At 45.0% G+C, this 26,905-nt stretch carries 25 protein-coding genes; 12 read left to right on the forward strand and 13 right to left on the reverse strand.

Annotated elements, in window-relative coordinates; genetic code table 11:
• Positions 1–290: 290 nt before the first annotated feature.
• Positions 291–1,067, reverse strand: a complete 777-nt coding sequence (locus AB4589_RS06490) for a phosphoribosylglycinamide formyltransferase (protein WP_372099822.1) — start codon at positions 1,065–1,067, stop codon at positions 291–293.
• A 323-nt stretch (positions 1,068–1,390) separates the two neighbouring features.
• Here AB4589_RS06490 and AB4589_RS06495 point away from each other — a divergent pair, with 323 nt between their 5' ends.
• Complete coding sequence (locus tag AB4589_RS06495; RefSeq protein ID WP_372099824.1) at positions 1,391–2,044, forward strand: thiopurine S-methyltransferase; 654 nt, start codon at positions 1,391–1,393, stop codon at positions 2,042–2,044.
• Between the two features lie 202 nt (positions 2,045–2,246).
• Here the strand turns inward: AB4589_RS06495 and purT are convergent, their stop codons facing one another.
• The 7 genes from purT to AB4589_RS06530 form a co-directional block, all read right to left on the reverse strand.
• Complete coding sequence (purT, locus tag AB4589_RS06500) at positions 2,247–3,422, reverse strand: formate-dependent phosphoribosylglycinamide formyltransferase (RefSeq protein WP_017070928.1); 1,176 nt, start codon at positions 3,420–3,422, stop codon at positions 2,247–2,249.
• A gap of 167 nt (positions 3,423–3,589) precedes the next feature.
• Positions 3,590–4,477 (reverse strand): cytidine deaminase, encoded by an 888-nt coding sequence (gene cdd / locus AB4589_RS06505; RefSeq protein WP_017102198.1) that lies wholly within the window; start codon positions 4,475–4,477, stop codon positions 3,590–3,592.
• Positions 4,478–4,762: 285 nt separating this feature from the next.
• The gene (locus tag AB4589_RS06510) at positions 4,763–5,440 is read right to left on the reverse strand and encodes an LrgB family protein (protein ID WP_012604141.1); all 678 of its coding nucleotides are present in this window, start codon (positions 5,438–5,440) and stop codon (positions 4,763–4,765) included.
• Positions 5,441–5,442: 2 nt separating this feature from the next.
• Positions 5,443–5,814 (reverse strand): CidA/LrgA family protein, encoded by a 372-nt coding sequence (locus AB4589_RS06515; RefSeq protein ID WP_004734867.1) that lies wholly within the window; start codon positions 5,812–5,814, stop codon positions 5,443–5,445.
• Positions 5,815–5,839: 25 nt separating this feature from the next.
• Complete coding sequence (gene sbcB, locus AB4589_RS06520) at positions 5,840–7,264, reverse strand: exodeoxyribonuclease I (RefSeq protein ID WP_372099826.1); 1,425 nt, start codon at positions 7,262–7,264, stop codon at positions 5,840–5,842.
• 196 nt (positions 7,265–7,460) lie between these two features.
• Positions 7,461–8,309: a sterol desaturase family protein gene (locus AB4589_RS06525; RefSeq protein WP_372099827.1), complete on the reverse strand. Its 849-nt coding sequence runs from the start codon at positions 8,307–8,309 to the stop codon at positions 7,461–7,463.
• Between the two features lie 87 nt (positions 8,310–8,396).
• Entirely contained in the window at positions 8,397–9,410 is a 1,014-nt protein-coding gene (locus AB4589_RS06530) for a DUF2804 domain-containing protein (protein ID WP_135384422.1), read from the reverse strand.
• A 169-nt stretch (positions 9,411–9,579) separates the two neighbouring features.
• On the opposite strand from AB4589_RS06530, the gene AB4589_RS06535 reads away from it, so the two are divergent.
• The gene (locus AB4589_RS06535; RefSeq protein WP_372099829.1) at positions 9,580–10,614 is read left to right on the forward strand and encodes an AraC family transcriptional regulator; all 1,035 of its coding nucleotides are present in this window, start codon (positions 9,580–9,582) and stop codon (positions 10,612–10,614) included.
• Between the two features lie 4 nt (positions 10,615–10,618).
• On the opposite strand, the gene AB4589_RS06540 is transcribed toward AB4589_RS06535, so the two are convergent.
• Entirely contained in the window at positions 10,619–11,569 is a 951-nt protein-coding gene (locus AB4589_RS06540; RefSeq protein WP_372099889.1) for a chromosome partitioning protein ParA, read from the reverse strand.
• A 39-nt stretch (positions 11,570–11,608) separates the two neighbouring features.
• Positions 11,609–12,943 carry a sphingomyelin phosphodiesterase gene (locus AB4589_RS06545; RefSeq protein ID WP_372099831.1) on the reverse strand — a complete coding sequence of 445 codons (1,335 nt, stop codon included), beginning with the start codon at positions 12,941–12,943 and terminating at the stop codon, positions 11,609–11,611.
• A 401-nt stretch (positions 12,944–13,344) separates the two neighbouring features.
• Between AB4589_RS06545 and AB4589_RS06550 the strand changes: the two genes are divergently transcribed.
• On the forward strand, positions 13,345–13,866 hold the full coding sequence (locus AB4589_RS06550) for a DUF2058 domain-containing protein (protein WP_012604134.1): 522 nt from the start codon (positions 13,345–13,347) through the stop codon (positions 13,864–13,866).
• A gap of 160 nt (positions 13,867–14,026) precedes the next feature.
• Here the strand turns inward: AB4589_RS06550 and AB4589_RS06555 are convergent, their stop codons facing one another.
• From AB4589_RS06555 to AB4589_RS06565, 3 genes are all read right to left on the reverse strand, one after another.
• Positions 14,027–14,788: a YdcF family protein gene (locus tag AB4589_RS06555; RefSeq protein ID WP_372099833.1), complete on the reverse strand. Its 762-nt coding sequence runs from the start codon at positions 14,786–14,788 to the stop codon at positions 14,027–14,029.
• Positions 14,789–15,028: 240 nt separating this feature from the next.
• Positions 15,029–16,402 (reverse strand): L-cystine transporter, encoded by a 1,374-nt coding sequence (locus AB4589_RS06560; RefSeq protein ID WP_009846939.1) that lies wholly within the window; start codon positions 16,400–16,402, stop codon positions 15,029–15,031.
• Positions 16,403–16,587: 185 nt separating this feature from the next.
• The gene (locus tag AB4589_RS06565; RefSeq protein WP_017099715.1) at positions 16,588–17,283 is read right to left on the reverse strand and encodes an NAD-dependent epimerase/dehydratase family protein; all 696 of its coding nucleotides are present in this window, start codon (positions 17,281–17,283) and stop codon (positions 16,588–16,590) included.
• 682 nt (positions 17,284–17,965) lie between these two features.
• Between AB4589_RS06565 and AB4589_RS06570 the strand changes: the two genes are divergently transcribed.
• From AB4589_RS06570 to btuD, 9 genes are all read left to right on the forward strand, one after another.
• The gene (locus tag AB4589_RS06570; protein ID WP_017099714.1) at positions 17,966–18,577 is read left to right on the forward strand and encodes a flavin reductase family protein; all 612 of its coding nucleotides are present in this window, start codon (positions 17,966–17,968) and stop codon (positions 18,575–18,577) included.
• Between the two features lie 58 nt (positions 18,578–18,635).
• Complete coding sequence (gene cobT, locus AB4589_RS06575) at positions 18,636–19,664, forward strand: nicotinate-nucleotide--dimethylbenzimidazole phosphoribosyltransferase (protein WP_372099835.1); 1,029 nt, start codon at positions 18,636–18,638, stop codon at positions 19,662–19,664.
• Positions 19,664–20,470: an adenosylcobinamide-GDP ribazoletransferase gene (locus AB4589_RS06580; protein WP_372099837.1), complete on the forward strand. Its 807-nt coding sequence runs from the start codon at positions 19,664–19,666 to the stop codon at positions 20,468–20,470. The genes cobT and AB4589_RS06580 overlap by 1 nt, the downstream gene beginning before the upstream one ends.
• A gap of 9 nt (positions 20,471–20,479) precedes the next feature.
• Positions 20,480–21,097 (forward strand): bifunctional adenosylcobinamide kinase/adenosylcobinamide-phosphate guanylyltransferase, encoded by a 618-nt coding sequence (cobU, locus tag AB4589_RS06585; RefSeq protein ID WP_372099839.1) that lies wholly within the window; start codon positions 20,480–20,482, stop codon positions 21,095–21,097.
• Between the two features lie 26 nt (positions 21,098–21,123).
• Entirely contained in the window at positions 21,124–21,741 is a 618-nt protein-coding gene (locus AB4589_RS06590; protein WP_009846933.1) for a histidine phosphatase family protein, read from the forward strand.
• A gap of 169 nt (positions 21,742–21,910) precedes the next feature.
• Complete coding sequence (locus AB4589_RS06595; protein ID WP_372099841.1) at positions 21,911–23,707, forward strand: M3 family oligoendopeptidase; 1,797 nt, start codon at positions 21,911–21,913, stop codon at positions 23,705–23,707.
• A 268-nt stretch (positions 23,708–23,975) separates the two neighbouring features.
• Complete coding sequence (locus AB4589_RS06600) at positions 23,976–25,004, forward strand: succinylglutamate desuccinylase (RefSeq protein WP_017102184.1); 1,029 nt, start codon at positions 23,976–23,978, stop codon at positions 25,002–25,004.
• 133 nt (positions 25,005–25,137) lie between these two features.
• Complete coding sequence (btuC, locus tag AB4589_RS06605) at positions 25,138–26,133, forward strand: vitamin B12 ABC transporter permease BtuC (RefSeq protein ID WP_004734896.1); 996 nt, start codon at positions 25,138–25,140, stop codon at positions 26,131–26,133.
• Positions 26,120–26,878, forward strand: a complete 759-nt coding sequence (btuD, locus tag AB4589_RS06610) for a vitamin B12 ABC transporter ATP-binding protein BtuD (RefSeq protein ID WP_372099843.1) — start codon at positions 26,120–26,122, stop codon at positions 26,876–26,878. Before btuC ends, btuD begins: the two co-directional genes overlap by 14 nt.
• The last annotated feature ends 27 nt before the right edge of the window (positions 26,879–26,905 follow it).

A 26,905-nucleotide genomic window follows, 5' to 3' on the forward strand; every position in this document is an offset into this window, starting at 1 on the left:
AACTGATCGGCATTAACGCCTAGCGTGGTCTTTTTGTATCTACGTCTTATGCATCATTTGCTGACTGTCTTGTCACTGGTTTCTCTTAGTGGTATCACCTGACTCTCTTTTCTTAGCTACCCTTCTCGTTAACTACTAATAGTGACATCCCTATAGTTTGCTTTCTGATAGTAATGAACTAATGAACTAATGAACTAATGAAAGCAACGCGAGAGCACTAATAAAAAGAAAGGGCTGCGATTATGCAGCCCTTTGTCGTTCTTGTTTATGGTAAGCGTTTATGCCAGTGGTTATGCCGCTTTAATGTGCGTGGTAATGTACGGTTGCCATGCTTGTTGGTAAAGCTCTAAAGATTGGCGTCTTAGGCTTTTGATTTGTGCCGATTCGATATCGTTGATTGGGCGATGTTCTGCAATTGCGTGACGCTCAATGCCTTGGATGATTTCGTAGAGTTCGTGCTCAGGGCCACTTTTCACATCAGCAATCGCTTTTAAGTGAAGTTGAACCTCTGCAATGATGTTGGTCTTTGGCAAACGAACCAACAAGTTAAGGTCACGGTAGCCAGAGTCAGCTGGTGATTTAAACTTGTTTTTCAGCTTAACAACGTCTGCTTCACGGCTTAGCGCTTCGTAAACTTCAACCAAGCTCTCTACATCGTTCGCGATGATAGTTGCGCGGGCTAAGTCGGTAATTTTTGTTACATCACCATCAAGCTCAAGGGCGATTTTTTCTTCTGCACGAGCTTGAGATTTAACGCCAGCAAATAGCGCTTCAGAATTGGTGAGTAGGGCAGTACTTTTACAGATAGTTTCTAGTTCAGCTTGGCCTTGATGCGCTTTGCTGTACAGAATATCGAAGTCGGTGTAAGGCTGAGTCGGGCGTGAGTCGAAGGCTTTGATGCCGTAAAGGCCGCTCAAACTATGACGGAATACGTTTGATGAAACTTGGTTTTGCGCAGGAGTGCGCGTTTGATCAGTCGAACTTGTTGAAACAGGTGCTGCTGCGAATGCAGGCGCTCGGCTCAATACCAATAGCATTAGGGCCGTCGTACGGAGAAATACACTCATTCAAACTCCAAAATACAAGGTTACAAAAACGGGTAGTTAAAAGGGGTAACCAGTAACGCACAAGAGTAAAAACAGCTTAACTAAACTCACTACATATTAAATGGGGCTAGCTAAGACAGAAACCAACTCTAACGTTTAATATTGCTTTAAAATGTGAAGATATAGACAAATAATCCAACCGTTAGTTCCGCAATTATTAGAACTTTGAACTTAGCCAGTTTCTGATTTCATCGAAACCAATTTGGTACTTTAAACCAAGCTAAGGTTGCTCTTACCTCTCTATACTGTACCCTTGCATTATGACTGTTTAACATGAATGAAAGATGAATAATCCTGAATTTTGGCACAATAAATGGGCAGCCAACCAAATTGGTTTCCACCTCGAAGATGTAAACCCACTTCTGATTAAATTTTGGGAAAAGACTGAGCCTAACTACGAGAAGAGTGTCTTTGTGCCTCTTTGTGGCAAGAGTGAAGATTTGATTTGGTTAGCGACCAAGCATGAAGAGGTTCAAGGTGTCGAGTTAAGCCAGATTGCGGTTCGCGCATTTTTCTCTGAGCATTTATACACACCGACAGTGACTCAAATCAGTGGTCAGCATGAGCTGTATCAATTCGATGAACTGAACATCTACACGGGCGATTACTTCTCAGCGCCAATCCAGCCTGTCGATACCATTTACGATCGCGCGTCTTTAGTCGCATTGCCTGAAGAGATGCGAGTGCAGTACGTAGAGCGTTTGAAACAACTACTGAAACCGGGTGGTAAGATCCTTCTAGTGACGCTGGATTACGACCAAAGCGAGATGGCAGGGCCTCCGTTTAGCGTACCTAAACTAGAGATTGATCAGTTGTTCGCGGGATACAAAATCACATTGTTGAATCAAGATATTGCAGACGATGAACATCCGAAGATTGCCAAAAAAGGCTTGTCTCGATTCAGTGAAGAAGTGTACTTGATTGAGTCAGACGCTTAAGCGCAGTGAGCTCTCTAGCGAAAAGACCGCTTCAATAAAAAAGATAACACCAACAAAAAGACGGGCTCGATAGCCCGTCTTTTTTATTGTTCAGATTTGAAGTCGTGATTGTTCAGATGCGAGAACGTAATGGTTCAGATCTGAGTTAGTCGTTACCAATTAGTAGTCTAGTTGTCATTAGCTAGAAAATGGTAATTAACAGTTAGTAAATTACTTTTACTTTAGAAGCACTCTCAATTGCATCTTCAATCGCAGTCTCAGTGCTGTTGCGACGAGTCAGCGCCACACCTAGACGACGGCGACCATCGATATCAGGCTTACCAAACAAGCGAACTTGCGTTTGTGGTGCGTCTAGCGCCTCTGTAAGACCTTCAAAACGAATGTTGGTTGAAGTGCCTTGGCCCAGAATAACCGCTGATGCACATGGGCCGTATTGCGTGATGGATTTGATCGGCATACCGGTAAACGCGCGTACGTGCAGTGCGAATTCCGATGAGTCTTGAGACATAAGAGTCACTAAGCCAGTATCGTGTGGGCGAGGGGATACTTCGTTGAAGATAACGTGATCGCCTTTAACAAACAGCTCGACACCAAAGATGCCGTGACCACCTAGTGCGTTAACCACTTGTTCAGCCGTGTATTGCGCGGCTTTAAGTGCGTTGTCTGACATCACTTGTGGCTGCCAAGACTCACGGTAATCACCGTCTTCTTGGCGGTGACCGATAGGTGCACAGAAGTGAACACCGTCGACTGCGCGAACGGTAAGTAACGTAATTTCGTAATCAAAGTCGATGAAGCCTTCAACGATTACGCGACCCGCGCCAGTACGACCGCCTTCTTGTGCGTAGTCCCAAGACTTTTGAATGTCTTCCTCTGTTTTGATAACGCTTTGGCCTTTACCTGAAGAGCTCATTACTGGCTTAACAACGCAAGGCATTCCCACGAATTCAACAGCGGCAGCGAAGTCTTCAAAGGTGTCTGCAAAGCGGTAAGGAGAAGTGCTCAGTTTTAGCTCTTCTGCCGCTAGGCGACGGATACCTTCGCGGTTCATCGTTAGCTTGGTCGCATTCGCAGTCGGAACGACATTTAAGCCTTGTGCTTCTAGCTCTACCAACTTGCTGGTGGCAATAGCTTCAATTTCAGGAACCACATAATCTGGCTTTTCTAGTTCAATGATCGCTTGAAGTGCATCGCCGTCTAACATGTCTAATACATGGCTACGATGCGCAACTTGCATCGCGGGTGCGTCTGCATAACGGTCACAAGCAATAACTTCCAAACCTAAACGTTGGCACTCGATAGCAACTTCTTTGCCGAGTTCACCTGAACCTAATAGAAGTACACGAGTAGCATTTTCACGAGTAGCAGTACCAAACATAGAAATTCCTTCCGATCTTTTGAACGATTGATTGAAAACGGGGTGATCATACTTATTTCAATAATAAAAGCAAACGTTTGCGCAAGTTGTTGCGTTAATTACAGGTATAAAAAAAGCAGCCCCGTTAAATAGGGCTGCTTATTTGAATTTTTGTTAATTAGATGTACTTAGATTGCTAAGTAAGTCACTGGAATGTCGGGATTAATCGCTTCTAATGTAGATTGCGTATCCGCTAGGTGACTGATGCTACCTTCGGCGATTTCAACCAAAGCTGCACTTTCAATTTGTTCAAAATCGAAGCCAGCCAGTTTAAGTTGAATTAACGCGACTTGCAGAGGAGGTAGGCTCGGGTTGAACGCTGCGTTTTCAGCGTAAGCACCCGTAAAAATTTCACCTGACGTCAGTTGTAGCGAAACACCACTTAGGTTTTTGGTGTAAGGCGCATGGCTGCGGTTTAGTGCTGCTAGCGCTTCTACAACAATAGGTGTTGTTTCTTCGGTCGTGTACTTATGATCAAGCTTTGTCATTAGGCCTGTTGTTACACCTAAATCAGCAGGGCCGAAAGAGTCAGGTAGGTATTCTTGCAGTGACATTTCATCACGCTGTGGTAATTGAACTTTAAGTTCTTTTGCCGTCGTCAATTCGTTCATGAATTGGCGACAGTGACCACAAGGGCTGAAGTTGATCGTGATATCAGAAAGGCCTTCTTCACCCTTCATCCACGCGTGGCTGATGGCTGATTGTTCAGCATGAACCGTTTGACCAAGTTGCGCACCTGCAATTTCCAAGTTTGCACCGAAGTACAGACGACCAGATAGGCCACGCACGATGGCACCCACATAGAATTCAGATAGCGGCGCGTAAGAATACGCAGCGGCAAAAGGAAGTAGCGCAATACGTAGCTCGTCATCCGCTAAACCACTTGCTTGCAGGAGGCTAGCAAATTGTTCTGGAGACAATGTCGCGTCAAAGTTGTCTGCTAATACGATGTCACTCAAAAGTGCTTTGATTGCTGTTGGAGCACTTTCCAGCGCCAGGGTAATACGACTGTTCATGTTGAATCCTTATTTGACCTTAGGCTTTAATTTTATGCAATGTGTAGGAATTTTCTGTGATAGCGATCACTATTGTATTGTTGTTATTACATTGGTTTGCATAATTAGAGTGAGGTCACAGATGAAATCGATTGCAAGCGCAAAAACCATCGTTGATATCGCACTTATTGGCCTAAACAGGACGCGACTTGGCTGCTATTGCTGATTAAATGCGAATAAAAAGCCCAAGCAGGCACTGAAATCAACAGTATTCTGGTTGGGCTGATTCGTGTGGTGAGGTTTTAGTTAAGAATAGAACCAAACCACGAGCGAAAATATACTCGGTGCGATGATTGAGGTAATGACGCCACAAAGCACAAGCGCTAGAGAGCTGAATGCTGCATCTTCTTGGTTCTTTTCAGCACAGGTCGCAGTACCTAATGCGTGAGATACCGTGCCCATGGTTAAACCACGCGCGATAGGGCTCTTAATACCAATGAGATTGTAGATTGGATAAGCAAAAATTGCCCCAAATAGACCAACAATCAATACCAGTATTGCCGCAATCGCTGCTTCACCACCTAAATGGCTCGATACTTCCATCGCAATTGGTGTGGTGACTGACTTACCTAATAAACTCGCAATCAAACTCAAGTCCGCTTTAAAAGCCACTGCGATCAATGCTGTCGTTGTCATCGACATCACACTGCCTAGCGTGCAAGCAAAGGTGATGATGCGCCAGTTGGCTCTGATTTGAGGTAGCTGCTCATAAAGCGGGTAAGCAAGTGCAACAACAGCAGGCTGAAGCATGTAAGTAATCCAGGTGTTGTCCGCATAGTAAGTCTCAAACGGTACTTTGAAGAACGTGAGTATCGGAATGATGATACCAATGCTGATCAGCAGGGGATTACACAGCGGTGAGTTTACTTTTTGACTTACCCAGCGAGCAAACAGGAATACCACGATGGTGAGTAGAATCCACATGATCAGTTACCTCTCGAAAGCAAGCGGTCTAAGAACCATGATAAAGACACCAACACCAACAACGTGCCGCCAACGGCGCTCGCCATAATTGGCAATGCGTTTGCGATAAGCATGTCGAAGTGATCCATCAACCCTACACTGATCGGAACAAACAGTAAGATCATTAGCCGGATAATCAAGCTTGCACCGGGTTGTACCCAGTGCGAAGGAACAATACCAATCACCATGGCGGCAAACAGAATCAACATGCCAAAAATACTGCCTGGGATTGAGGTATCCAAAAAGTGCTGTAACGCGTTACCTGCTGTAAGTGCACCTATGATTAAGGTGAAGGAGATTAAGCAGTAAACCAGTTGGATCAATCTTTCTTTCAAAGTGTTACGTCTCTTGATAATGGAATTAGCTAGCTAACTTTTCTACGTATTGATAAACCGCCTTCAAGATAGCCATTTTCTTCTCGTCGCTTTCATGTTCATGCGCGAGGTTTTCAAGGTTGAGCATGTACTCTTCTAAACGGCTTTCATAAAACTCACGACAATGGTTCGCCCATTTCAATTGCTCAGCTTCGTCGAGCGTCCATGGGAAATGACGAGCACGGTAACGGAACAGTAACGGTTTAATACGTTCATCACCGAAGGTGATATCTAAAGCTGCCAAGTTATTTGGGTCAGTTTCGCGAATGATGTTCATCGCTGTTTTATCAGCAGGTGAAAAGAAACCGTCGTAAAGGTGGGTATCAACATCATCACTTTTTTCGTACTCGCGCTCTTGAGAGTACAGGCCAATGAGTTTTTCGCGGATCTCTGGGTGTTCGCGCAACAGGGCCAAGTTCTTCAAGCATTGTTGGCGATCGATGCCAATGGTTTCGGCATTTTCAGCCGTCAGCGTTTTGGCTGGAGCAAGAATAGGGCACTTGTTCAGTTGAACCAATTTGATTGGCACGGGTAGCTCGTCTTCACCCAGTTCACTGCGCTTGGTGTAGAGCCTTTCTCTGAGTTCATCAGCATCCAGTTCTAACAGTGGGCTTGGATCTTTAGCTAAATCAACCACGATAACCGCATTTTGATTGGTTGGATGCCAAGCCATAGGCACAACCCAGCTTGTGTAGTTGCAGTCACGGCCAAACATGCCTGACACGTGCATTAGAGGTGTCATGTTTACGATGTCGACAAGCTCATTCAACTTACGCTTGTGGCGCATGTTGTAGAGATAATCAAACATCTTAGGTTGTGCAGCTTTTAGCTTTTTCGCCAACTCGATAGTCGCAATAACATCGGCCATTGCATCGTGCGCGTTCTCATGTTCAATGCCGTTTGCCACAGATAAGTGTTCCAGTTTGAAACTTGGATAACCTTCTTCGTTCTCTGGCCAAACAATGCCTTCAGGGCGCAGTGCGTGAACAGCGCGCATTACATCGAGTAGATCCCAACGAGAGTTGCCGTTCTGCCAGCTCCACGCATATGGGTCGATGAAGTTTCGGTAACAGGTGTAACGCGTTACCTCGTCATCAAATCGAATACTGTTGTAACCAAGGCTTGTGGTGTTTGGTTTGGCCAACTCAGCATGGATCTTAGCGATAAACTCTGGCTCAGGGAGACCTTGTGAAGCCGCTTTCTGTGGCGTGATACGGGTGATCAGCGCAGCTTCAGGCGCAGGGAGGTAATCAGCAGGAGGTTGGCAATAGATAACCAGAGGCTCTCCAATAACATTGAAATCTTGGTCGGTACGAACACCCGCAAACTGACTCGGACGGTCTTTTGCTGGGCTAACGCCCCACGTTTCGTAATCGAAAAAGAAGTAGGTCGGCTGATTATCTGAACTCATTGAATTTCCTGAACAGTAAGCGTGGAACATTTACTGTGGCTGAAGGTTAGTTTTGTTCAGTATCTGATAGTATGCGGTACACGTGCAACCCAGATCACAAATAAATTGCCGTAAAACGGTGCTTTACTATTCAACCGAGCCGCGTGGGTATGCCTTTGGAGCGCATTGTGGCGGTTTGTTACTATCTATTACTCGTTTAATCTGACGGAGGCGAGAGTATCAACCGGACTTTCTGTTTCATGGTTAGCTCTCGGTTTCTCAAATCTTTGAATATAGCCTTCCATTCTTGAAAGGTGACGATTATAGGGTTAAAACTGTTTACGGGTTTGGTGACACCGTAACGCACGGTTTCAATTTCAGGCTCGAACGTACCAAACAATTTATCCCAAATGATTAAAACACCGGCGTAGTTCTTATCGATGTACTGCGGGTTTTTACCATGATGTACTCGATGATGCGACGGGGTATTAAAGATGTACTCAAGCGGCCCCAAGCTTCGTATCCATTGTGTATGGACAAAGAACTGTAAACCTAGGTTGAGAAGGACCACAAAGATCACCCATTTAGGGTCGAAACCTATGATGACGAGCGGCACCCAGAACAGCCACATCCCAGCAAGTGGATACATAAAACTCTGACGGAAAGCCGTACTGAAGTTCATGCTTTCTGAACTGTGGTGCGCGACGTGCGCGGCCCACATCCAGCGAACACGATGGCTTGCTCTATGGAACCAGTAATAGCAAAAGTCTTGTAATACCATCAATACAACAAAACTCAGTACGCCCATTTCAACGTCCATTAAGCGCCAACCAAACAGCCAAAGATACAACTGCACGACCAATAACCCGGTGAGCAAATCGGAGAGTTGATGCATTCCCGCCAGCGTGAAGTTACACATCACTTCTGAAAGTTTATAGTTGGAATTGTCTGGTAGTCGACCTTGCTTCTGACCGATAAAATACTCAGCCAACATGCACACCACGAATAAGGGCGCTAATACCAGCAGTAGCCATTCTGGGTGATTGATTAATGCGTCGATATTCATGTTTTATCCTTGTTGAGACGCCATACGCGTTCTTAGTATCAAGTTTACTTAAACTTGCTCGCCTGAGATTCAATCAGCAGAATTACGTTACCAGCGAGCAAAGTGATCTTCTGTTAGGCCAAGAACACCATCGAGGTGATGTGTCACTCCATTGTTGTCTTCAATCGAGCCAGAAAAGTGACCAATGAACTGACGAAAGTTACTCTTTAACAGCCATAAATTGAGCTTTTCGCTGCGGTTATTTAAGGGCGTAAAGGTCAGGTTTATACGTCCATCTTGTGATGTTATCTGCCAAGGTAAATTCGTGTCTTGGCGACTGAACGTAAACTGTACCGGGTTAAGTAAGTGTCTGGTTCCATTGACCCATAACACGTTTTCGCAGCCTCCGGTTTCATTCACGCCCGCCGCGAGGTTTAGGCCAATATCTGTGCCATTGGATTGCGTGTTGATGCTTGCCCAGCGCCAACTGGTTTCACGTCTCATGTAACCCGCTGAAAAGTCATAACCAGCACGAGCTTGTTCGAGAACGAGTGATTCTCCCTTGATTTGGATGTCACCGCTGATGCGCAAAGCATTGTGCTTTTGGGTGTAAGTCCAACCTGAATAACCCGTTGGGCTGCACATCGCCAAGGGCAAGCTGTCGGCTTTAGGCTCTAAAGCGATATCGGCCTTGATGAGTTTGGTATTCAATCGAACTTGCCATTGCCCGCCTTCAATATTAAAGATGATGCTTTGGCCTGCAATGTTTGTCGTGCCGTCAAATGGCGAAGCGGTAACTTGTTTATCAAACCCTAATGGCCTCAACCAAGATGACTCTTCTAGATGGTTGTTTTCAATATCGTACAGATAACAAAATGCCGAGCCTAAGTAGCGAATATCCGCGATAGCGACACCAATAATGTGCGTGTCGGTGACGATGCTGACAAATTGAAATTGCTTGTAGTGGAAGTGCTTCTGCCAAAGGTTTGCTTTTGAATCCATTGCGTTTCGGTAGTCAAAGTTCTCGATGTTCAGGTGCTTTGGGATGCCATCGAAATGTCCAATGGTTGGCTGGCCATTAGAATCAATCAAACTGTATGGGGCTGGGTTCGTTTTTATCATTGCGATGGTTCACATAAATTTAACAACTAAAGCCATTGTGCGATGAGTAGCGTAGAATTGGGAGGTCATATTCGGACAAGAGCGCGTTGCCAATCACGATTTTGTCAGTAGTGTTGTTGAAGCTGAGTAGTCATGTTGATGGGAATGAGCTCGATATAAGGAGAGACGATTGGAGATTATCGCGGAGTATAAGCCAACCGGACATAGGCATCAGTTGGGTACATTAGATATCGCGCTGCTGTTGAATACGTTAGAGCAACGAGGTATCGATATTGAAAGGCTACTCAATGATGTGGGTTTGCCGAACATGGATTGGCGAGACCCGAATGGAAAGCTGACTTACGCTGATAAACTTGCGTTATTTAGCGTGGCGAATCAGAGCTTTCCTCACGATGGCTTAGGGCTTTGGCTGGGGGAACACGCTAGCTTGAGCCACTTTGGTGTGTTGGGTTATGCGTTATCGACCAGTCAAAATGTCGGGGAGGCCATCAAGTCGGGCTTTAAATATCTGCGCCTGAACGGTCCTATCTTCTCGGTTAAATTGTTTCTAGATTCCAAGCAAGCAGTGATTCAGATTGAGAACACCTTGGAAGTGGGCGATCTCCTACCTTTCTGCAGTGAGTATTTCTTGAGTTCAATCGTCTCTTTGTTCGAAGAACTGACTGGTCATGAGTTGGATATTCATACTTTGGCTTTGCCTTATGCTCGCCCTAATTACACCAAGCTTTATGACGAGCGTTTCCAGTGCCCGGTGATTTTTGAACAAAACCATTGTGAACTGCGTTTTGATGCCTCGGTTTTATCAAAAACCTTATTGACTCATGATGCCGCGACACTGAAGCGCTATCTTGCGTCTTGCCAGTCGATAGTGGAAACGCTGGACTCTGAGCATCTGCTGACTAACCAAATCAAAACGATCTTTTATCAAACCGCAGGCAGTTTCCCGAATATAGAGCAACTCGCGGATGAGTTTGGGTGTAGCTCTCGTACGCTCAGGAGAGAGCTAGTGACCCATGATTCCAGTTATCATATATTGCTTACCGAAGTTAGAGTGGAACTGGCCAAAGAGCTGTTACTCGGCACAACCATGAGTATCGATGACATAGGTGAAAGGCTCGGTTATAGCGACCCCGCAAATTTCAGAAGGGCGTTTAAAAGTTGGATCAATAAAACGCCAGCGCAGTTTCGTGATGGTTTAAGTTAAAGCGTTACTTGCTAAAAAACTGCTCCCTGAAGTCGGTGACTTGCTGTTGATAATAACTGTCCCAATTTTGTTGAGTCCAAGTGGCATAACTTGATGAGCGCTGAGAGCCTAAGGTCGCTTTGAGCTGATCCAGTTGCTCGTGATAACTCATCACGGTTTGTTGCTGTTGTGCGACTTGTTGTTCTCGCGTGGCAATGTTGCTGGCCTGCGCTTCATCTAAGTAGGCATCTTGGAGGCCGGTTTTGACTGATGCTACTTCAGCAGGGCTATAGCTGCTGGATATCAAAGATACTGCCAGTTCATATTTTTGAAGCTGTGTTTCGGCGTTTAACGTGCCCGTATTGTTTTGCCATTCATTAAGCAAATCTTGATAGTTGGCCAAAAACTGGTTCGCATCGTTTTCTTTAAGGATGTTTGCGTCGAGCGTAAAATCTAGATGCGCAAACTGGTCTGCGAATAGCTGGTGGGCCAACTCGCCCCATATTTGCTGTGCAGACTGCTTGAATAAGGCAACACGATCTTCAAGAGTCTCTATGGATTCAAGTGGGATGGTACTTTGGGCTAATTGCCAGTCGACTGATAGCTGCGGATAGTCGCTCAGTAACTTAAACCATATACTCGGCAACTCTGATTTCAATCGTGCGAGTTGCTCAGTGCAGTCATCACGTTGTTGGCAAAGCTTCCAGAACCCATCGAGTTCATCGAATAGAGCTTTACCTTCAAGTTCGCTCAAGTTTTCAACATGCGTTTCTCCGCCCGATGATTCTGCTTCGGCTTGTTTGTTCTTCGATGCTGCATTTCCCGAACTGGTGGTTGCAGTGGGCGTGGAATTATCGTCATCAGTTGTCGTAGAAACACGGGGCTTAGCTTCTGCGTGTTGAGCCGAAGATAGCGGTATTCCGTTCGATTTTGATGACCATGAGTAGCCAATAATGCTCGTCACCGCGACGAGCATTAGGATTAATATAACTCGATGCATTATGGGTTCACCGCGCTACTTGATCACGGCACTGACAGGGAAGTGGTCTGAAAGGTTGTAGTGCTTCCATAATTCACTGCTGGTTGAGCGAGGAACATCAACACGGTTATTGTTGTGAGTTTTTTGTGCGTACTCCGAACTCACCACTACGTAATCCAAGTATTCGACATTTTCCCCGCCAGACATAGGTTCGCCCGCAAAGTTGTTGATGCGTGGATCAAAGGTTGAAGCGGTATAACCTGAATACTCCGGCTCATCGGCTTGCAGGTTAGCGAACATTTGTTGGTAGTCGCCTGGGAACTTCAGCTTGTTCACGTTGAAGTCACCGCTGTAAATAACCGTCTCTGAAGTTGGTATTTCCAGTGATTGAGCAAGCTGACGCATCTGCTTGAATTGACGTTGTCGGTAGTCACGAGCGGTGTCTGTATCGAACGATGCGGTGTGAGTGCCAAACACGTGGTAAGCCTGACCGTTTTTGATGACTTCAGCGTAATTCACGCCTTTATCAGCGAAACAATCTGTGCCTGTACAATCAGGAAACACGTATTGCGCTTCGTTGACAATAGGGTAGCGGCTCACAATTATCACACCGCCGTCATAGATGTTAATCCCATCTTTATCGAGCATTTTGGTTTGATAAGGATACTCTTTTGCAAGTTCACGCAAGAATTCATCTCTGCCGTTAGCAAACACCTCTTGTAGAGCCAACACGTCATAGCCCTTTACGTATTGAGGGGTCAGGTCATAGCGGTCACCAATATGCGAAGCGATGGCAGGCAGTGCCCAGATGTTATAAGTCATGACTTTGAGTGTATTGGCATCTGGCTCTGGTTGCTCATCCACTTTTGGTGGAGTGATGGTGTAATAAATATCATCGTAGCGCGCCGTAGAATCGGCTTTAAGTGCTAGCTCTGCATTGACCCCGAACGCATCGGTTGTGCTGCGATGAATATTGCGGTCGTCATGCAACGTTAGGTTGACGTCTGCGGCGCTTAAACCATGTTGCAGTGTCGAGTTGTACCAATGACCCTTCATGGTTTGGTTGAGCGTGACACTCTCACCCACAGCGTTCGATACCACAGTGTCAAACTCATAGGTCTTCCCAGATTTCACACCAGTCCAGCGATTGAAACTGATCAGCTTCTTCGTCTCCCAAGGGCCAATCTGTTCAACATGTTGCTGCCACTCATCACCGAATTGAAGCTGGTCGGTACCCGTGTGATTGGTTTGAATCGTCATTACTTGGCTCGTGTTATTGGTCAGGTACACATCGGTATCTGCAATAGCCGAGGTTGAAATGAATGAAGCTGATGCAAGTATTGCACTCAGGCAAGTCCATTGAGTTTTCATTTTAACGTTATCCTTACTGATTGGTTTAAAGAATAACGTAGTAAAGAGTTGTGACATTGGAGTTATAACTCTATGGGAATTATCCAAATATTAGATATATGCCATGGTTTTATAAATTAGATTACTCATTGAAAATTAACATATTGCTTTGCCTGAATGATAAGTGATACGCGCGCACGCTAAAAAATAGAGGAACGATTTGGGTTTAAGGGTAAGTCACTAGTGGTTGTTTTCGTGGAAATCATAGGTCGGTAAATAACCAGAAATGGATGCTGTGAATCAAGATAAGGGAAAACGCTAACCGCCTTGCTCTATCAGCATAAATTTTGCCATTGTTCAGTAAACAGATTCCTCAAAAACAGGTATGATAGTGTCGTTTTTAATCCTGAACTGGGAAAGTCATGGCAAAGTTAACACTCCAAGAGCAAATGCTTAAAGCTGGCTTGGTAAATGAGAAAAAATTAAAGAAGGCGAAGAAGGGCTCTAAAAAGTCTCGCGTTCAGTCTCGTGAAGCAAAAGCGGCAGCAGAAGAAACTAAACTGGCGCAGCAAGCGAAAGACAAAGAGTTAAACCAACAGTTGAAAGAACAGCAGTTGAGCAAAGAAATTAAAGCTCAAGTGAAGCAACTGATTGAGATGAACAAGATCGAACAGAAGAACGGTGAGATCAAATACAACTTCACCGACGGTACGCTAGTTAAATACCTTTACGTAGAAGAGCTGACTCAAAAGCAACTAAGTAAAGGCATTCTAAGTATTGCGCGCCAAGGCGAAAGCTATGTTGTTATCCCAACAGCAGTAGCAAACAAGATCGCGATGCGTGACGAAGAATCTATCGTTGATACGCAAGCTTCAAGCTCAGATGAAGTAGACGAAGATGACCCGTACAAAGACTTCGTGATCCCAGATGATCTAATGTGGTAATTGCCCGTTAGTACTGAGTAGAAGCACGAATTAAAAATGCAGCTGACAATCCTTCGATTGTGGCTGCATTTTTTGTTTATGAGCTGTGAATCTTCTAGATACTAAATGACCACTAGCCAAATAGCTAAATAACTAACTAGTTAGATCATGGTTGAAGCGATCAGGCGTCACCGGGCTTCTCACGTTTGCTGTTCCAACCCATAAAGTTGTAAAGGTTGTAACGAGCAAAACCCAATTGTTCATGCAATGCAAAGTCTGTAACTGCGAAGTTGTACCATAATGGTAACCATGAAATTTGAGCAGCCATGTAGTCGGCTCGTATTGGGACGACGTTTAATCCAAAATGATTAAAGTAGAGTTCACTACGACGAATATGTAGGCCTGATGAAACAAGAACAATGTTGTCGAACTGGTGATGCTTCATTAGGTCACTGGTGAGCTGCGCGTTTTTCCAAGTGTTGACGCTATTCGATTCTTGAATGATATCGGCTAGTGGAACGCCGAGTCTAAGCAACTGCTGTTGATAAACTTCCGCTTCGGTTACACCATTATTTTGTGCATCTCCACCACTAACAATCACTTTGCATATGGTTTGAGCCTTCGCACAGTTTTTATATTGGCTTGCCGTTTCATTGATACGACCGAACGAGAAAAAGGTCGGCTCAAATTCTTGTGTACTTGCGATGAGCTGAGTACCTGCACCAAGCAAGACAATGGCATTGTGAGAGGTCCACTGAATGTCAGGTTTGCGCTCATAATTGGCTTGCAGGTCGTTTAGTAGATAGCGAGGGATTAAACCCGAACCAATCAATATAAATAAAGAGATAAGAAGAAGTTTGATAAAACTAGAGGTTTTTCGCCACTGAAATAAACGTGTAACGCCAACGAAGACTAGAAGAAGTAATAATATAATAAAGCTCATGAGGATCCTGTTATCGAACGGGTGCCAGAATGATGTGACATATTGAAGCGGTGCATCATATATCAGTTTGGCTGATGTTTCATGGCTAACTTATTGTACTATTGAACAAATATAGAGTTTTGCGTTATAGACTGTGGATGATCGTAAAGTAATAAACAAAACTAATAAGCAATAAAAAACCGACGCATGTGCATCGGTTTTTGTGTAACGAGACTCAAGTTATTGGATCAATCGAACCCATTAAGCGTTCGCTTGTTCCAAATCTTGCTGCTTGTCCTTTTTAGCCAATAGGCGGCTTGTGATCGTACCGGCTGTCATTGCACCAGATACGTTAAGCGCTGTACGTGCCATATCGATAAGGGGCTCGATAGAGATAAGCAGTGCTGCAATCGTTACAGGAAGGCCCATAGCAGGAAGTACGATAAGTGCCGCGAACGTTGCACCGCCACCTACGCCAGCAATACCGAATGAGCTCACTGTGATAATAGCAATCAGAGACAGAATGAAGTTGATGTCCATTGGGTCAATGCCAACCGTAGGTGCAACCATTACTGCTAGCATTGCAGGGTAGATACCCGCACAACCGTTTTGACCAATTGTTGCACCGAAAGACGCAGACAGGTTAGCAATCGCTGGTGGTACGTTTAACTTAGTGATTTGAGCTTCAACGTTCAGGGGAATAGTTGCTGCAGAGCTACGAGACGTGAAAGCGAACGTCAGTACTGGCCAGATCTTTTGGAAGTACTCTTTCGGGTTGACACCAACAAAAGAAACCAACACACCGTGAACGACGAACATCAGGATAATAGCGACGTAAGAAGCAACGATGAAGCCCAATAGGCTTAGGATGTCAGAAGCACTTGACGTTGCGACTACCTTCGCCATTAATGCTGCGATGCCGTATGGCGTTAGTGCCATGATCATCTTAACTAAGCGCATAACGATAGATTGAGCCGCTTCAACGAACGTACGGATTGGAGATTCTAATTCTTCTTTCTCTGCCATCACCTTACGAGCAGCAATGCCCGTTAGCACGCCAAAGATAACTACCGCGATGATAGAAGTAGAGCGAGCCCCTGTTAGGTCTGCAAATGGGTTAGTCGGAATAAAGCTAACCAGCATTTGTGGAATAGTTAGATCTGAAACGCTGCCGATGCGGCTTTCTAGTGTTGCGATACGTGCTGTTTCACGAGCGCCTTCAGTTAAACCTTCAGCCGACAAGCCGAATGCTTGTGTTACAACAATACCAACAATCGCAGAAATTGCCGTTGTTGCTAGCAACACAGAAATGGTGATGCCGGAAATCTTACCTAGTGAGCCGCCTTTCTCAAGCTTCACTACTGCCGCAATCATTGAAACTAACACTAATGGCATGATGACCATTTTTAGTAGGCCAACGTAACCACGACCCACAATGTTTACCCAGTCGAGCGTCTCTTTGATAATAGGATTGCCTTCACCAAATAGCAGTTGAAGACCAAGGCCAAAAGCACTACCGAAAACTAAACCGAGTAAAACGAGGCGAGAAAGTGTGTTTTCTTTTTTCTGCTGTCCGTAGAGAAAAAAGAGGATACCAGTGAATACCGCTAAGGCAGCGATAGCTGAAAATGACATTGTTTTTCCTTATGAATAACCATGAATCGATAGGGCGCTTAGATATATGGGCGCAAATACTGTTAGCTAAAATAGCGACCTGTAACAAAACGTAAAATAAGGAAAAGTAATTTATTAGAACGATTAGTAATATCCACCCAATGGGTTGGATGGATATTCAACATTGTGGTGAATAGATAGACGTTTTAATGATATTTCGCTAATAAATTAAGCATGTCAGTCGAGGTGTAGATTTCGATACTTTGGAAATTATTTTCGAACAATCGGAATAATATTGCTTTCGCTACATCTTCCGATTGGATAGGGCGTAGGTTTTTGAATTTGCCAAACATTAACGGAGATATTAAAGGGAAGACTCTTTGTAGGAGCTTTTCATCAGTTCTGGGTTCGGCACGTTCACCCACCAGCGGGCCTGGACGAGCGATGAAGAGCTGCTTGAAGCCAATACGTTTTAGGTTTTGCTCCATTTGTCCCTTACAGCGCAGATAGTGTGAATAGGAGTCTGGCGAAGCGCCATAGCTAGAAACGACTGCGACACGTTGAACTCCAAGGAATTTCATCGACTGTGCCACTTGGCTAACCAGTTCTACATCGATCTTTCGCAGCGCTTCTTTTGAACCTGCTTTTTTCTTGGTTGTGCCTAAGCAGATAATGCCTAAGTTGGGCGTCGCTTTGGTGTCGTCCCAACTCGTTACTTGTAGATCGTTGTGGATGAGTGTATCGAGTTTGTTGGAGTGAAATTCTTCACCTAATGCTCTTCGTGACAAAGCATAGATGTGTTCTACAGCGGGCTCGTTAATGAGCAGTCTCAGGACATGATGACCAATTAGCCCTGTCGCACCAGCTATAACAACCGATGTTTTATCTCCATTAATACTCATTCTATTCCTTACTCGCTCTACAAGTGCTTGTTTAATATAAACAGTTTTTGAATTTTAAGCGAACAAAAGTTTCATGAATGAGCGTTAGAAGGATCGGGTTTGATGATGGGCTTTTACACGGAAGGTATGTGCTTGGCTAGGTAAACCTCTATTAAAGTGTTAAAGATAACAAAGCCCGCTGGGCGACGGGCTTTGTTACTTACTTTGCTAGTTTGCTAGTTTGCTACTTTGTTGTCTTATTGCTTCGACAACTATTAGGTGAAGGAGAGTGGGATTTTCCTTACCTTTTTGCTGGTTTTCTTACTCGATTTATTTGGTTTTCTTTTACTTGTGTTTGGAATCATTTCACCTCCTAAATCATTGTTTGGTTTTGTCTTTCAATCGATTGTTTTCTTTTAAAGCAACTGCGATGTGGGTATTCACAGTATGGGCACTCATCAATGGAGAGATTAACAAGTACTTTAGATAAAGCATAAACGATGCCAAAATGTAAGTTATTGATAAATCCATTATCAGTATTGTAGGTGTTTCGGGTTCGTCAATTTGACTGTCAATTTGAGAAAATACCGGTGTGATCTGTTTAAATTAAGAACACTCTCTACCGTTTCTGTTGATTAGGCATAGATACAGCATTGCTTAACACGTAAACTGAGTCGTAATTCACATAGACCAAGGACGTGCTATGAACCTCAAACTTGATACTCTTGCTCCCACTCAGATTTATCACCTGATGACACAAACCGTTGTGCCTCGCCCGATAGCGTGGGCATTAACGGAATCTTCCGACCAAGAGTACAACCTAGCGCCTTTCTCTTATTTCACGCCTGTTTCCAGCAATCCGCCGCTACTGATGTTATCAGTTGGGAAAAAGCCGTCGGGCGAAATCAAAGATACCACCCGTAATGCCCTTGAAACGGGTAAGCTAGTGATTCACATTGCTTCTTCAAGTTCTGCCGAAACCATGACGGCGACAGCAGCTACCCTTGAACATGGTGATTCGGAAGTCACCGCGAATAACATTGACCTGGTTGAATTTGAAGGCTTCTCTTTACCGAGATTGAAAGAGTGCGCGGTCGCTTTTGGATGCACCTTGTACGAAGTAAAAGAGGTTGGAGAAGTGCCACAAAGCCTTATCTTTGCTCAAGTCGAAACCGTGTACATTTCCGAAGACGTGATCGATAAAGAGAGTGAACGTCTTAAGATTGATGCGTTGGCATTGGACCCACTGTCTCGACTTGGTGGCGGTGAATACGCGACGCTTTCCAATGTGTTTTCTGTCGCACGCCCTAAGTAACAATCCCTAAGTAGCAGTCCTTAAATCAACGTACCCAGAATAAGCGTTTTTAAAAACTATGTTAGATACCCAATACTCGCAGTACATCCAACACCGAATTGACCAAAAAACCAAGCCACTCGGTGCGCTTGGCTTATTAGAAAAAGTCGCACATCAACTGGCATTGATTCAGAGCCAAGGCAAAGAAACTGCGGTTGAGCACATCGAATTGAATAAGCCACGTATCATCATTTTTGCTGGCGACCATGGCATAGCAGATGAAGGTGTGAGTATTGCACCAAGTGCCGTCACGCAACAGATGGTGTTGAACTTCTTAAGCGGTGGCGCAGCGATTAATTGCTTTTGTGCGGTAAACAACGTCGAAATTACAGTCGTGGACACTGGGATTTTGTTGCCTGTTGAATCTGACAGCGACATGTTGATTTCTCAGCGCTTAGGTACGCGAACCAATAACTTTGCCAAAGAAGCGGCAATGAGTTTAGAAACTGTTGAACGTGGGATTGAACTGGGAGCTGAGCTTGTATCTAGAACCATTTCGAATGGCACGAATATCATCATGTTTGGTGAAATGGGCATCGGCAATACTAGCAGCGCGTCTGCCATCTTAAGTGCGCTAGCAAACCGAACTGCAGATGAGTGTGTTGGTTTAGGCACTGGTATCAACAATGAACAGCTTGCACGTAAAGTGGCGGTGGTTAAGCAAGGTGTTGCTCGTTGCATAAATCCTGACGCAAAAGAGGTGTTAAGCCAAGTCGGCGGTTATGAAATCGTTCAAATGGTGGGGGGCTTCCTTGGCGCTTACGAAAACAGAACCCCTGTGTTGGTCGATGGTTTTATCGTGTCGGTTGCGGCGTATGTCGCGACTCTAATTGAACCGAGTTGCCGTGATTACATGATCTTTGCACATCGCTCTGAAGAGTCAGGGCACAAAATTCTATTAGAGCTGCTAGACGCTGAGCCACTGCTCGATCTTGGATTGAGATTGGGCGAGGGCACAGGTGCTGCGCTAGCTATGCCAATAATTCGTGCGGCGGCAGAGTTCTATAACAACATGGCGAGTTTTGCGAGTGCTGGAGTCACGGTTTAATGAGTGATGCACCAAAAAGATCGTTGAAAGATAGCATCACATACCAATGGGAACTTTTTTCGTTGGCGATGGGTTTCTTTTCTCGTTTGCCGATGCCGAAGAATACGCCTTATTCAGAAGAGCGAATGAACCGTTCTGGTCGCTACTTTTCAACGGTTGGTTTGTTACTTGGTGTTCTGTGTGGCGGTGTGTTCTTGCTACTCGATGCCATACTGCCGAGTGCAGTGGCCATCTTTTTGATGATGAGCTTTAGCTTGATGCTAACCGGTGCTTTCCATGAAGACGGCTTAACCGATATGGCGGATGGTATTGGCGGCGGTATGACCTTAGAACGCCGTTTGACCATCATGAAAGACAGTAGAATTGGTACTTATGGCGCGTCTGCACTGGTTATGGCTCTGCTTGGCAAGTGGGTTCTATTAAACGAACTAGCGAATATGACAAATTTGTTTATGGCTATCGTGACCAGTTATACGTTTAGCCGCGCGATTGCCGCATCACTTATTTTTGATATGCCTTATGTCAGTGATTTAGATACCAGTAAAAGTAAGCCATTGGCGAACAAGCAAACTAAAGGTGAACTTGTCTTTTTATTGCTTGTGGGCGTTCTGCCTAGCTTGTGGTTTGGTCTTGAGCTCGCTTTGGTTTTATCTGTCGTCGCCTATCTGTTTAGATTAGGTTTCAAAAAATGGTTATTGGCTCGAATTGGCGGCTTTACTGGCGACTGCTTGGGTGCGGCTCAACAGTTGATGGAGTTGCTGATTTACCTTGTGTTCATTACTGCTTTTTACAATGGTTTTCTATAACAGGTTCCTATGACAAACACGAATCAAGCTAATCAAATTAATCAAGTAAGTCAGCGAAATAGCCATCTGGTATTGGGCGGCGCTCGTTCTGGTAAGTCTAGTTTTGCAGAACAACAGGCATTATGTGCGCTTGAAGCATGTTCAAATGGACGCCTCAACTATATTGCGACGGCCACTTATTTGGACGACGAAATGCGTGAGAGAATTGCGCATCATCAACAACGTCGTGGCGAGCTGTGGGTTGAGCATGAAGCCCCTGTTGAATTAGCCGAAAAACTGCAGTCTTTTGATCAAAACGATGTGGTGTTGATTGACTGCCTAACTTTGTGGTTGAACAACATTATTTTTGAGTTGGGTGATGATGCGATCAATGAACAGGTTGAGGCCGTGGTTGAAGTTTTAGTGAAAAGCGTAGAGCAAAGCCCAGCGCAAATTATCATGGTTTCTAACGAAGTCGGTTTAGGTGTGGTGCCGCTAGGTAAAGTGTCGCGCCTATTTGTCGACAATGCGGGTCGCATGAACCAAGCGCTAGCTCGCGTCGTTGAACGCGTTACGTTGGTTGCAGCAGGATTACCATTGAGCTTAAAACCGTCGAGCCATTCGACTCAAAGCTCGACTCATAATTAGATTGGTATCAAAGGTTAGTTGAACAAATGGAAAATGGAACAACCAAGAACATCTATCTACTAAGACATGGCAAAGTCGAAGGCGAAGCGGCACTTAATGGTTTATCTGATGTGTTGGTTAATCCTGATCTTCAAGATCGGATATGTGGGGCGCTGATAAAACAAGATATTGCCTTTGATTGCGTGGTTACCTCACCATTAAGGCGATGCAGCGACCTCGCAAACAGATACGCACAGCGTATGTCTGTGACTTTATCTGTAGCACCAGACTTTCAGGAAATGAACTTCGGTGACGTTGATGGTGTCCCATTTGATGAGCTTGAAGACAAGTGGGGAATGCTAGAAACCTTTTGGCAAGATCCTGCTAATCATCAACTGACTGGTGCAGAAAGTTTACAGAGCTTCCACGACAGAGTAACTCAAGCTTGGTCGCAACTTTTGGACGATCCAAGTGACAATCTATTATTGGTTACTCATGGTGGTGTGATTCGCATATTGTTAGCGCACTGCCTTGATATCGATTGGAAAAATCCGAGTTTGTACTCGAAGCTATCGATAGAAAACGCGTCGATAACTCATATTCAAATCACTCAGTTTGCGCAGAGCTTTACCAGTGTCAAATCGATAGGGCTACCTGTTCTCTGAGTGTTCAAAAAACACAGTTTAAGAGTTAACAATCTATTGGACCTGTAAATTGAAACAGAAACAGAAACAGAAACAGAAATAGAAATAGAACCAGAAATAGAAGTATAAAGCGGCGTTCACAGCCGCTATACCAGATTGGTATTACTACCTACGTGAAAGGAATTTAGTCATGACAACACCGAGTTGGGATCTAAGCATTGCTTATCGTGATCTTGATGATGCAAAAATCGAGCAGGACATTGAACTCATCCAGCAGTGCATTGAGCTGTTGTACCTACACGTTGAAAAGCGTCATATTATCCTAGCGATGCAAAACGCCATTCAAACTTCTGAAGCGGCAGGCACGTTACTGAGTACAATCAACACCTTCGCTAACTGCCACGCATCGGTAGACGCGACACACACAGAAGCCAAAGCACTGCTTGGTCGAGTTGCGAAACTGAATTCTGAAATGTCTCAAGCGTTCAGCCCTTATGAAGACACGCTAATCCACGCAGAACCAGAGTTTATTGATGCAGTTTTAGAGCATGACAGCGCAGATGTAGCAGGACAACGCTTTGCGATTGAAAGCTCGCGTAAGTTATCAAGCAGCCGCCTTAGTGTTGCTGAAGAGCAGTTATTGGCCGCGATGAAGGTTGATGGCCGTGATGGATGGGGTCGTTTGTACGATAACTTAACCGGTTCTTTAAAACTGTCGCTAAAGCTGAACGGTGAAGACGAAGCGCTAGGTTTTTCACAAGCTGCGAGCTTGTTGTACGGCAGCGAATTCGACAAACAAGAACCGGCATGGCGCGCAGTCCAAGGCGCAATGAAGACGCACCAAGAGTCTTTTGCTTCAATTCTAAATGCGCTTGCGGGTTGGCGACTGACAGAGAACAAAAAGCGATCGAAAATAAGCGACGTGCATTTCCTTGATCCAAGCCTACACGCCAGCCGCATCGTACCTGAAACGCTAGACACCATGATGTCGGTAGCAAAGGCAAATCGCGAATTAGGCCAGAAAGCAGGTCTGTTAATGGCAAGAGTTCACGGGCTCGATGAAATGAAGCCTTGGAACCATTTAGCCGCGATGCCTCCGCTGGGTGACAGCGAATCTAAGGTTTACCCATTCGATGAAGCGATCGAAGTGATTAAAACCGCCTTCGCTGAAGTCAATCCAGAGATGGCTGATTTTGTTGCATTAATGGTTGAGAACGGTTGGGTTGATGCCGCACCAGCAGCCAACAAACGTCTAGGTGCGTACTGCACCAAGTTTGCTGCGACACGTACACCGCTTGTGTTCATGACATGGAGTGGTAGCCGCTCAGACTTAATGACATTGGCGCACGAGCTAGGCCACGCGTTCCATAACTGGGTGATGAAGGACATGCCGTTGTGTCAGACACGCTACCCAATGACGCTAGCAGAAACCGCTTCAATCTTTGCTGAAAACATCGTTCGTGACCATTTGTTAAAGCAAGCACAAACACGCAACGAGAAACTTGAAATGCTGTGGGAAGAGCTTTCTTCTTCACTGGCTTTGATGGTGAACATTCCAGTACGTTTCGAGTTTGAAAAAGCCTTCTATGAGCAGCGTGAAAAAGGTGAGCTAACGGTTCAGCAGCTGTGTGACTTGATGGAAACCACTTGGAAGGAGTGGTATGGCGATGCAATGACAGAAGCCGACCCTTACTTCTGGGCAAGCAAACTGCACTTCAGCATCTCTCAAGTGAGCTTCTACAACTACCCATACCTGTTCGGTTACCTGTTCAGTAAAGGTGTTTACGCTCAGCGCGATGCTAAGGGCGAACAATTCTACGGTGATTACGTTTCCTTGCTTCGTGATACGGGCAGCATGATGGCGGAAGAAGTCGTTCAAAAACACTTGGGAATGGACCTGACTCAAGCTGACTTTTGGCAACAAAGCATCGACATGGTCAAAGTTCAAATCGATGAATTTGAAAGATTGCTCGATCAGGAAGATTAATTGATCTCTATCTGTTCATGGTAGGTAAGAGCTGTGTTAGCTTACGTGGCTCTTATCTTGCTGATATAAACAGAGATAACCAAAAGTTGTTCTAAATAGGTGAAATTATTTGGAACAGATGTCGGTTAGTAAAGTCAGCAGGTAATACAAAAATATATGGGTAGTATTTGTGAGTGATAACGGAGTTTCTATTGATAAGTGCGATCCTAGCAACACAATTTCTATGTACAATTTATTAACATACGGCCGTGCAATTAAGGAGTAGCGCATGACGAAGACCCTCTTTCGCCAATCATTTCTTTTTGACAGCCTAGATCTTGAGCAAGAAGTGGTTGCAGGACAGACCGTACTGAGTAACGGTGTTCAAATTAAGCTTCATCAACGCGGTGTATTGGAAGTGATTCCCGCAGAGTATAATTCTGAGACCAAGAACATCATCTTTTCAACAGGTGTTCATGGCGACGAAACTTCACCAATGGAGCTGATTGATAAGCTCATTGAGGATATTGAAACCGGCTTCCAAGTCGTGACAGCAAGATGTTTGTTCATCATTGCTCACCCAGAAGCGACCAATGCGCATACGCGTTTTCTTGATGTGAATATGAACCGTCTGTTTGATGAAAAACAGTACGAGAGTAATCGAGAAGTGGACATCGCGAAGAACCTTAAGTACTTGGTTACTGAGTTTTACAAGGAAACGGTGCCTGCCACTCGTTGGCACTTAGATCTGCACTGTGCGATCCGTTTGTCTAAGCATTACTCTTTCGCCGTAAGCCCTAAGGTTCGACACGAAGTTCGCAGTAAAGCCTTGTTCGATTTCATTAACAGTGCTCACGTTGAAGCGGTGTTGTTATCCAATGCGCCAACGAGTACTTTCAGTTGGTACAGCGCTGAAAACTTTGAAGCCCAAGCACTGACAATGGAGCTAGGGCAGGTAGCAAGAATTGGTGAGAACCAGCTTGATAAGTTAACTGCTTTCGATTTGGCAATGCGCAATTTGATTGCTGAAATAGAACCAGAGCATTTGCCAAAGAAAACCATTACTTATCGCGTAAGCCGAACCATTGTTCGTTTGCATGATGATTTTGATTTCATGTTCTCTGATGCCGTTGAAAACTTTACGGCGTTCAAGCACGGTGAAGTGTTTGGTCATGATGGTGATAAGCCATTGATGGCGAAGAATGAAAACGAAGCAGTAGTGTTCCCAAATCGCAACGTTGCTATCGGTCAACGAGCGGCCTTAATGGTGTGCGAAGTTGAAACACGATTCGACCACGGTCAGCTTGTGTACGATTAATACCGACTCGGGTTTAAACGACGAAAACAACCGCTCAACTGGTTGAAATATCAAGGTTCACATTACGGTGTGAGCCTTGAGTTTATTTGGGGATACAGGTAAGGTTACGCGAACAATTTCAAAGTAGCTTGATATGGATTTCCAACAACTTCTTCACCAAAAACAGCGCAAATGGACCCGAGCCATTTATCTGATGGCAGCACTGCTTGTCGCGCTGAGTGCGATTTACCTAATGGTTGGCGATCTTTTCATTTCCCCTCTGGGCACCTTGTCCACGTTAGAACAAAAACTACTGATTGATTTACGCTTACCTCGACTATTGGCGGCTATTGCTATCGGGGCAGGGTTAGCCGTATCTGGCGCAAGCTTACAAGTCTTATTGGGTAACGTATTAGCAGAGCCCGGTGTGCTCGGCATTTCTGGTGGTGCAAGCTTAGCGATGGTGATCGTGCTGTTCTTCTTACCGTTTGCTCCTACACCAGAACTGTTCATGATTGCCGCCGTTTTAGGGTCACTCTGTTTTACCGTGATTCTAGTGAGCATGGTTAAAACGATGCGACTGACTACGGCCAAGTTATTGCTGGTGGGTGTTGCGTTAGGCATTCTTTCTGGCGCGATGGTGACGTGGGCGTTCTATTTTAGTGATGACCTCAGCCTACGCTTATTGATGTATTGGCTGATGGGCAGCTTAGGTGGCGTCACTTGGTACCAACACTCGCTCACCTTAGTAATGATCCCCGTGATTATCTGGCTGTGCCTGCAAGGTAGCAAGCTAGACAAACTCATGATTGGCGAGACCCATGCTGCGCAGTTAGGCGTGAACGTTCCGAGATTACGTTGGCGTCTAATCTTCGCTGTGTCTATTTTAGTCGGCTGCGCAGTAGCGTTAGGTGGCGTGATCAGCTTTGTGGGTTTGGTGGTGCCACACTTACTCCGTTTAGCGATTGGTACCGACAACCGATACCTTCTTCCTTTGTCTGCCGTTGCAGGTGCCGCGTTACTGGTGTTTGCTGATATTTGCGCACGTACATTACTCGATTCTGCAGAATTACCCTTGGGTGTGATGACCACCAGTATCGGTGCACCAATCTTCATTTGGATGTTAATTAAAAATCATGATTCAAATTAAGAGCCTGAGCGTCGGCGCTCGTTTATTACCACTATCATTTGAGCTCAAGCAAGGGCAGGTGACTCATGTCATCGGTCCTAATGGCAGTGGGAAAAGTACCTTATTAGAAGCGATATCTGGCGTTGGTGATGGCTACAAAGGTGATATAAAGCTCGACGGTCAAGACTTGTCAGTATTATCACTACAAGATTTATCATTGCATCGCGCTTATCTTTGTCAAAGTGCAAGACCCGCCTTCAACTTGGAAGTGTTCCAATACCTTGCGTTATCACTGCCAAGTTCATCACATGGCCTTGATACTGAAATCAACACGGCTTTGGAAGAGATAAGCCAGATGTTGGACATCACAGATAAACTTCATCGTTCAATTCAGACACTGTCTGGTGGTGAATGGCAACGCGTTCGTTTGGCGGGAATGTGCCTGCAAATTTGGCCGACGCTTAATCCTTACGCAAAGCTCCTGATCCTCGACGAACCTGCAGCGCCGTTAGATATTGCTCAAGAAGCGTTGCTGTATAAGCTTATCGAACGAGTGGCTGAGAAGGGCATTGCGGTTATTATGGCTAACCACGACCTGAACCGAACCTTGAGGCATGCCGACCAAGTACTGCTGCTCGAAAAGGGCGTACTACAAGCATCAGGCAGTGCAGAGCAAGTGCTTGTGCCTGAACAGCTAGAATCCGTATTTAATACGCAAGTAAAAAGCATCTCGGTCGACAATCAAACTTCCCTATTGTTTGGTTAACTTAGGCTCATCAATACAAGGCAATCT

The organism is Vibrio sp. 10N.222.49.A3 (genome assembly GCF_041475145.1).
Lineage (GTDB): Bacteria > Pseudomonadota > Gammaproteobacteria > Enterobacterales > Vibrionaceae > Vibrio > Vibrio tasmaniensis_A.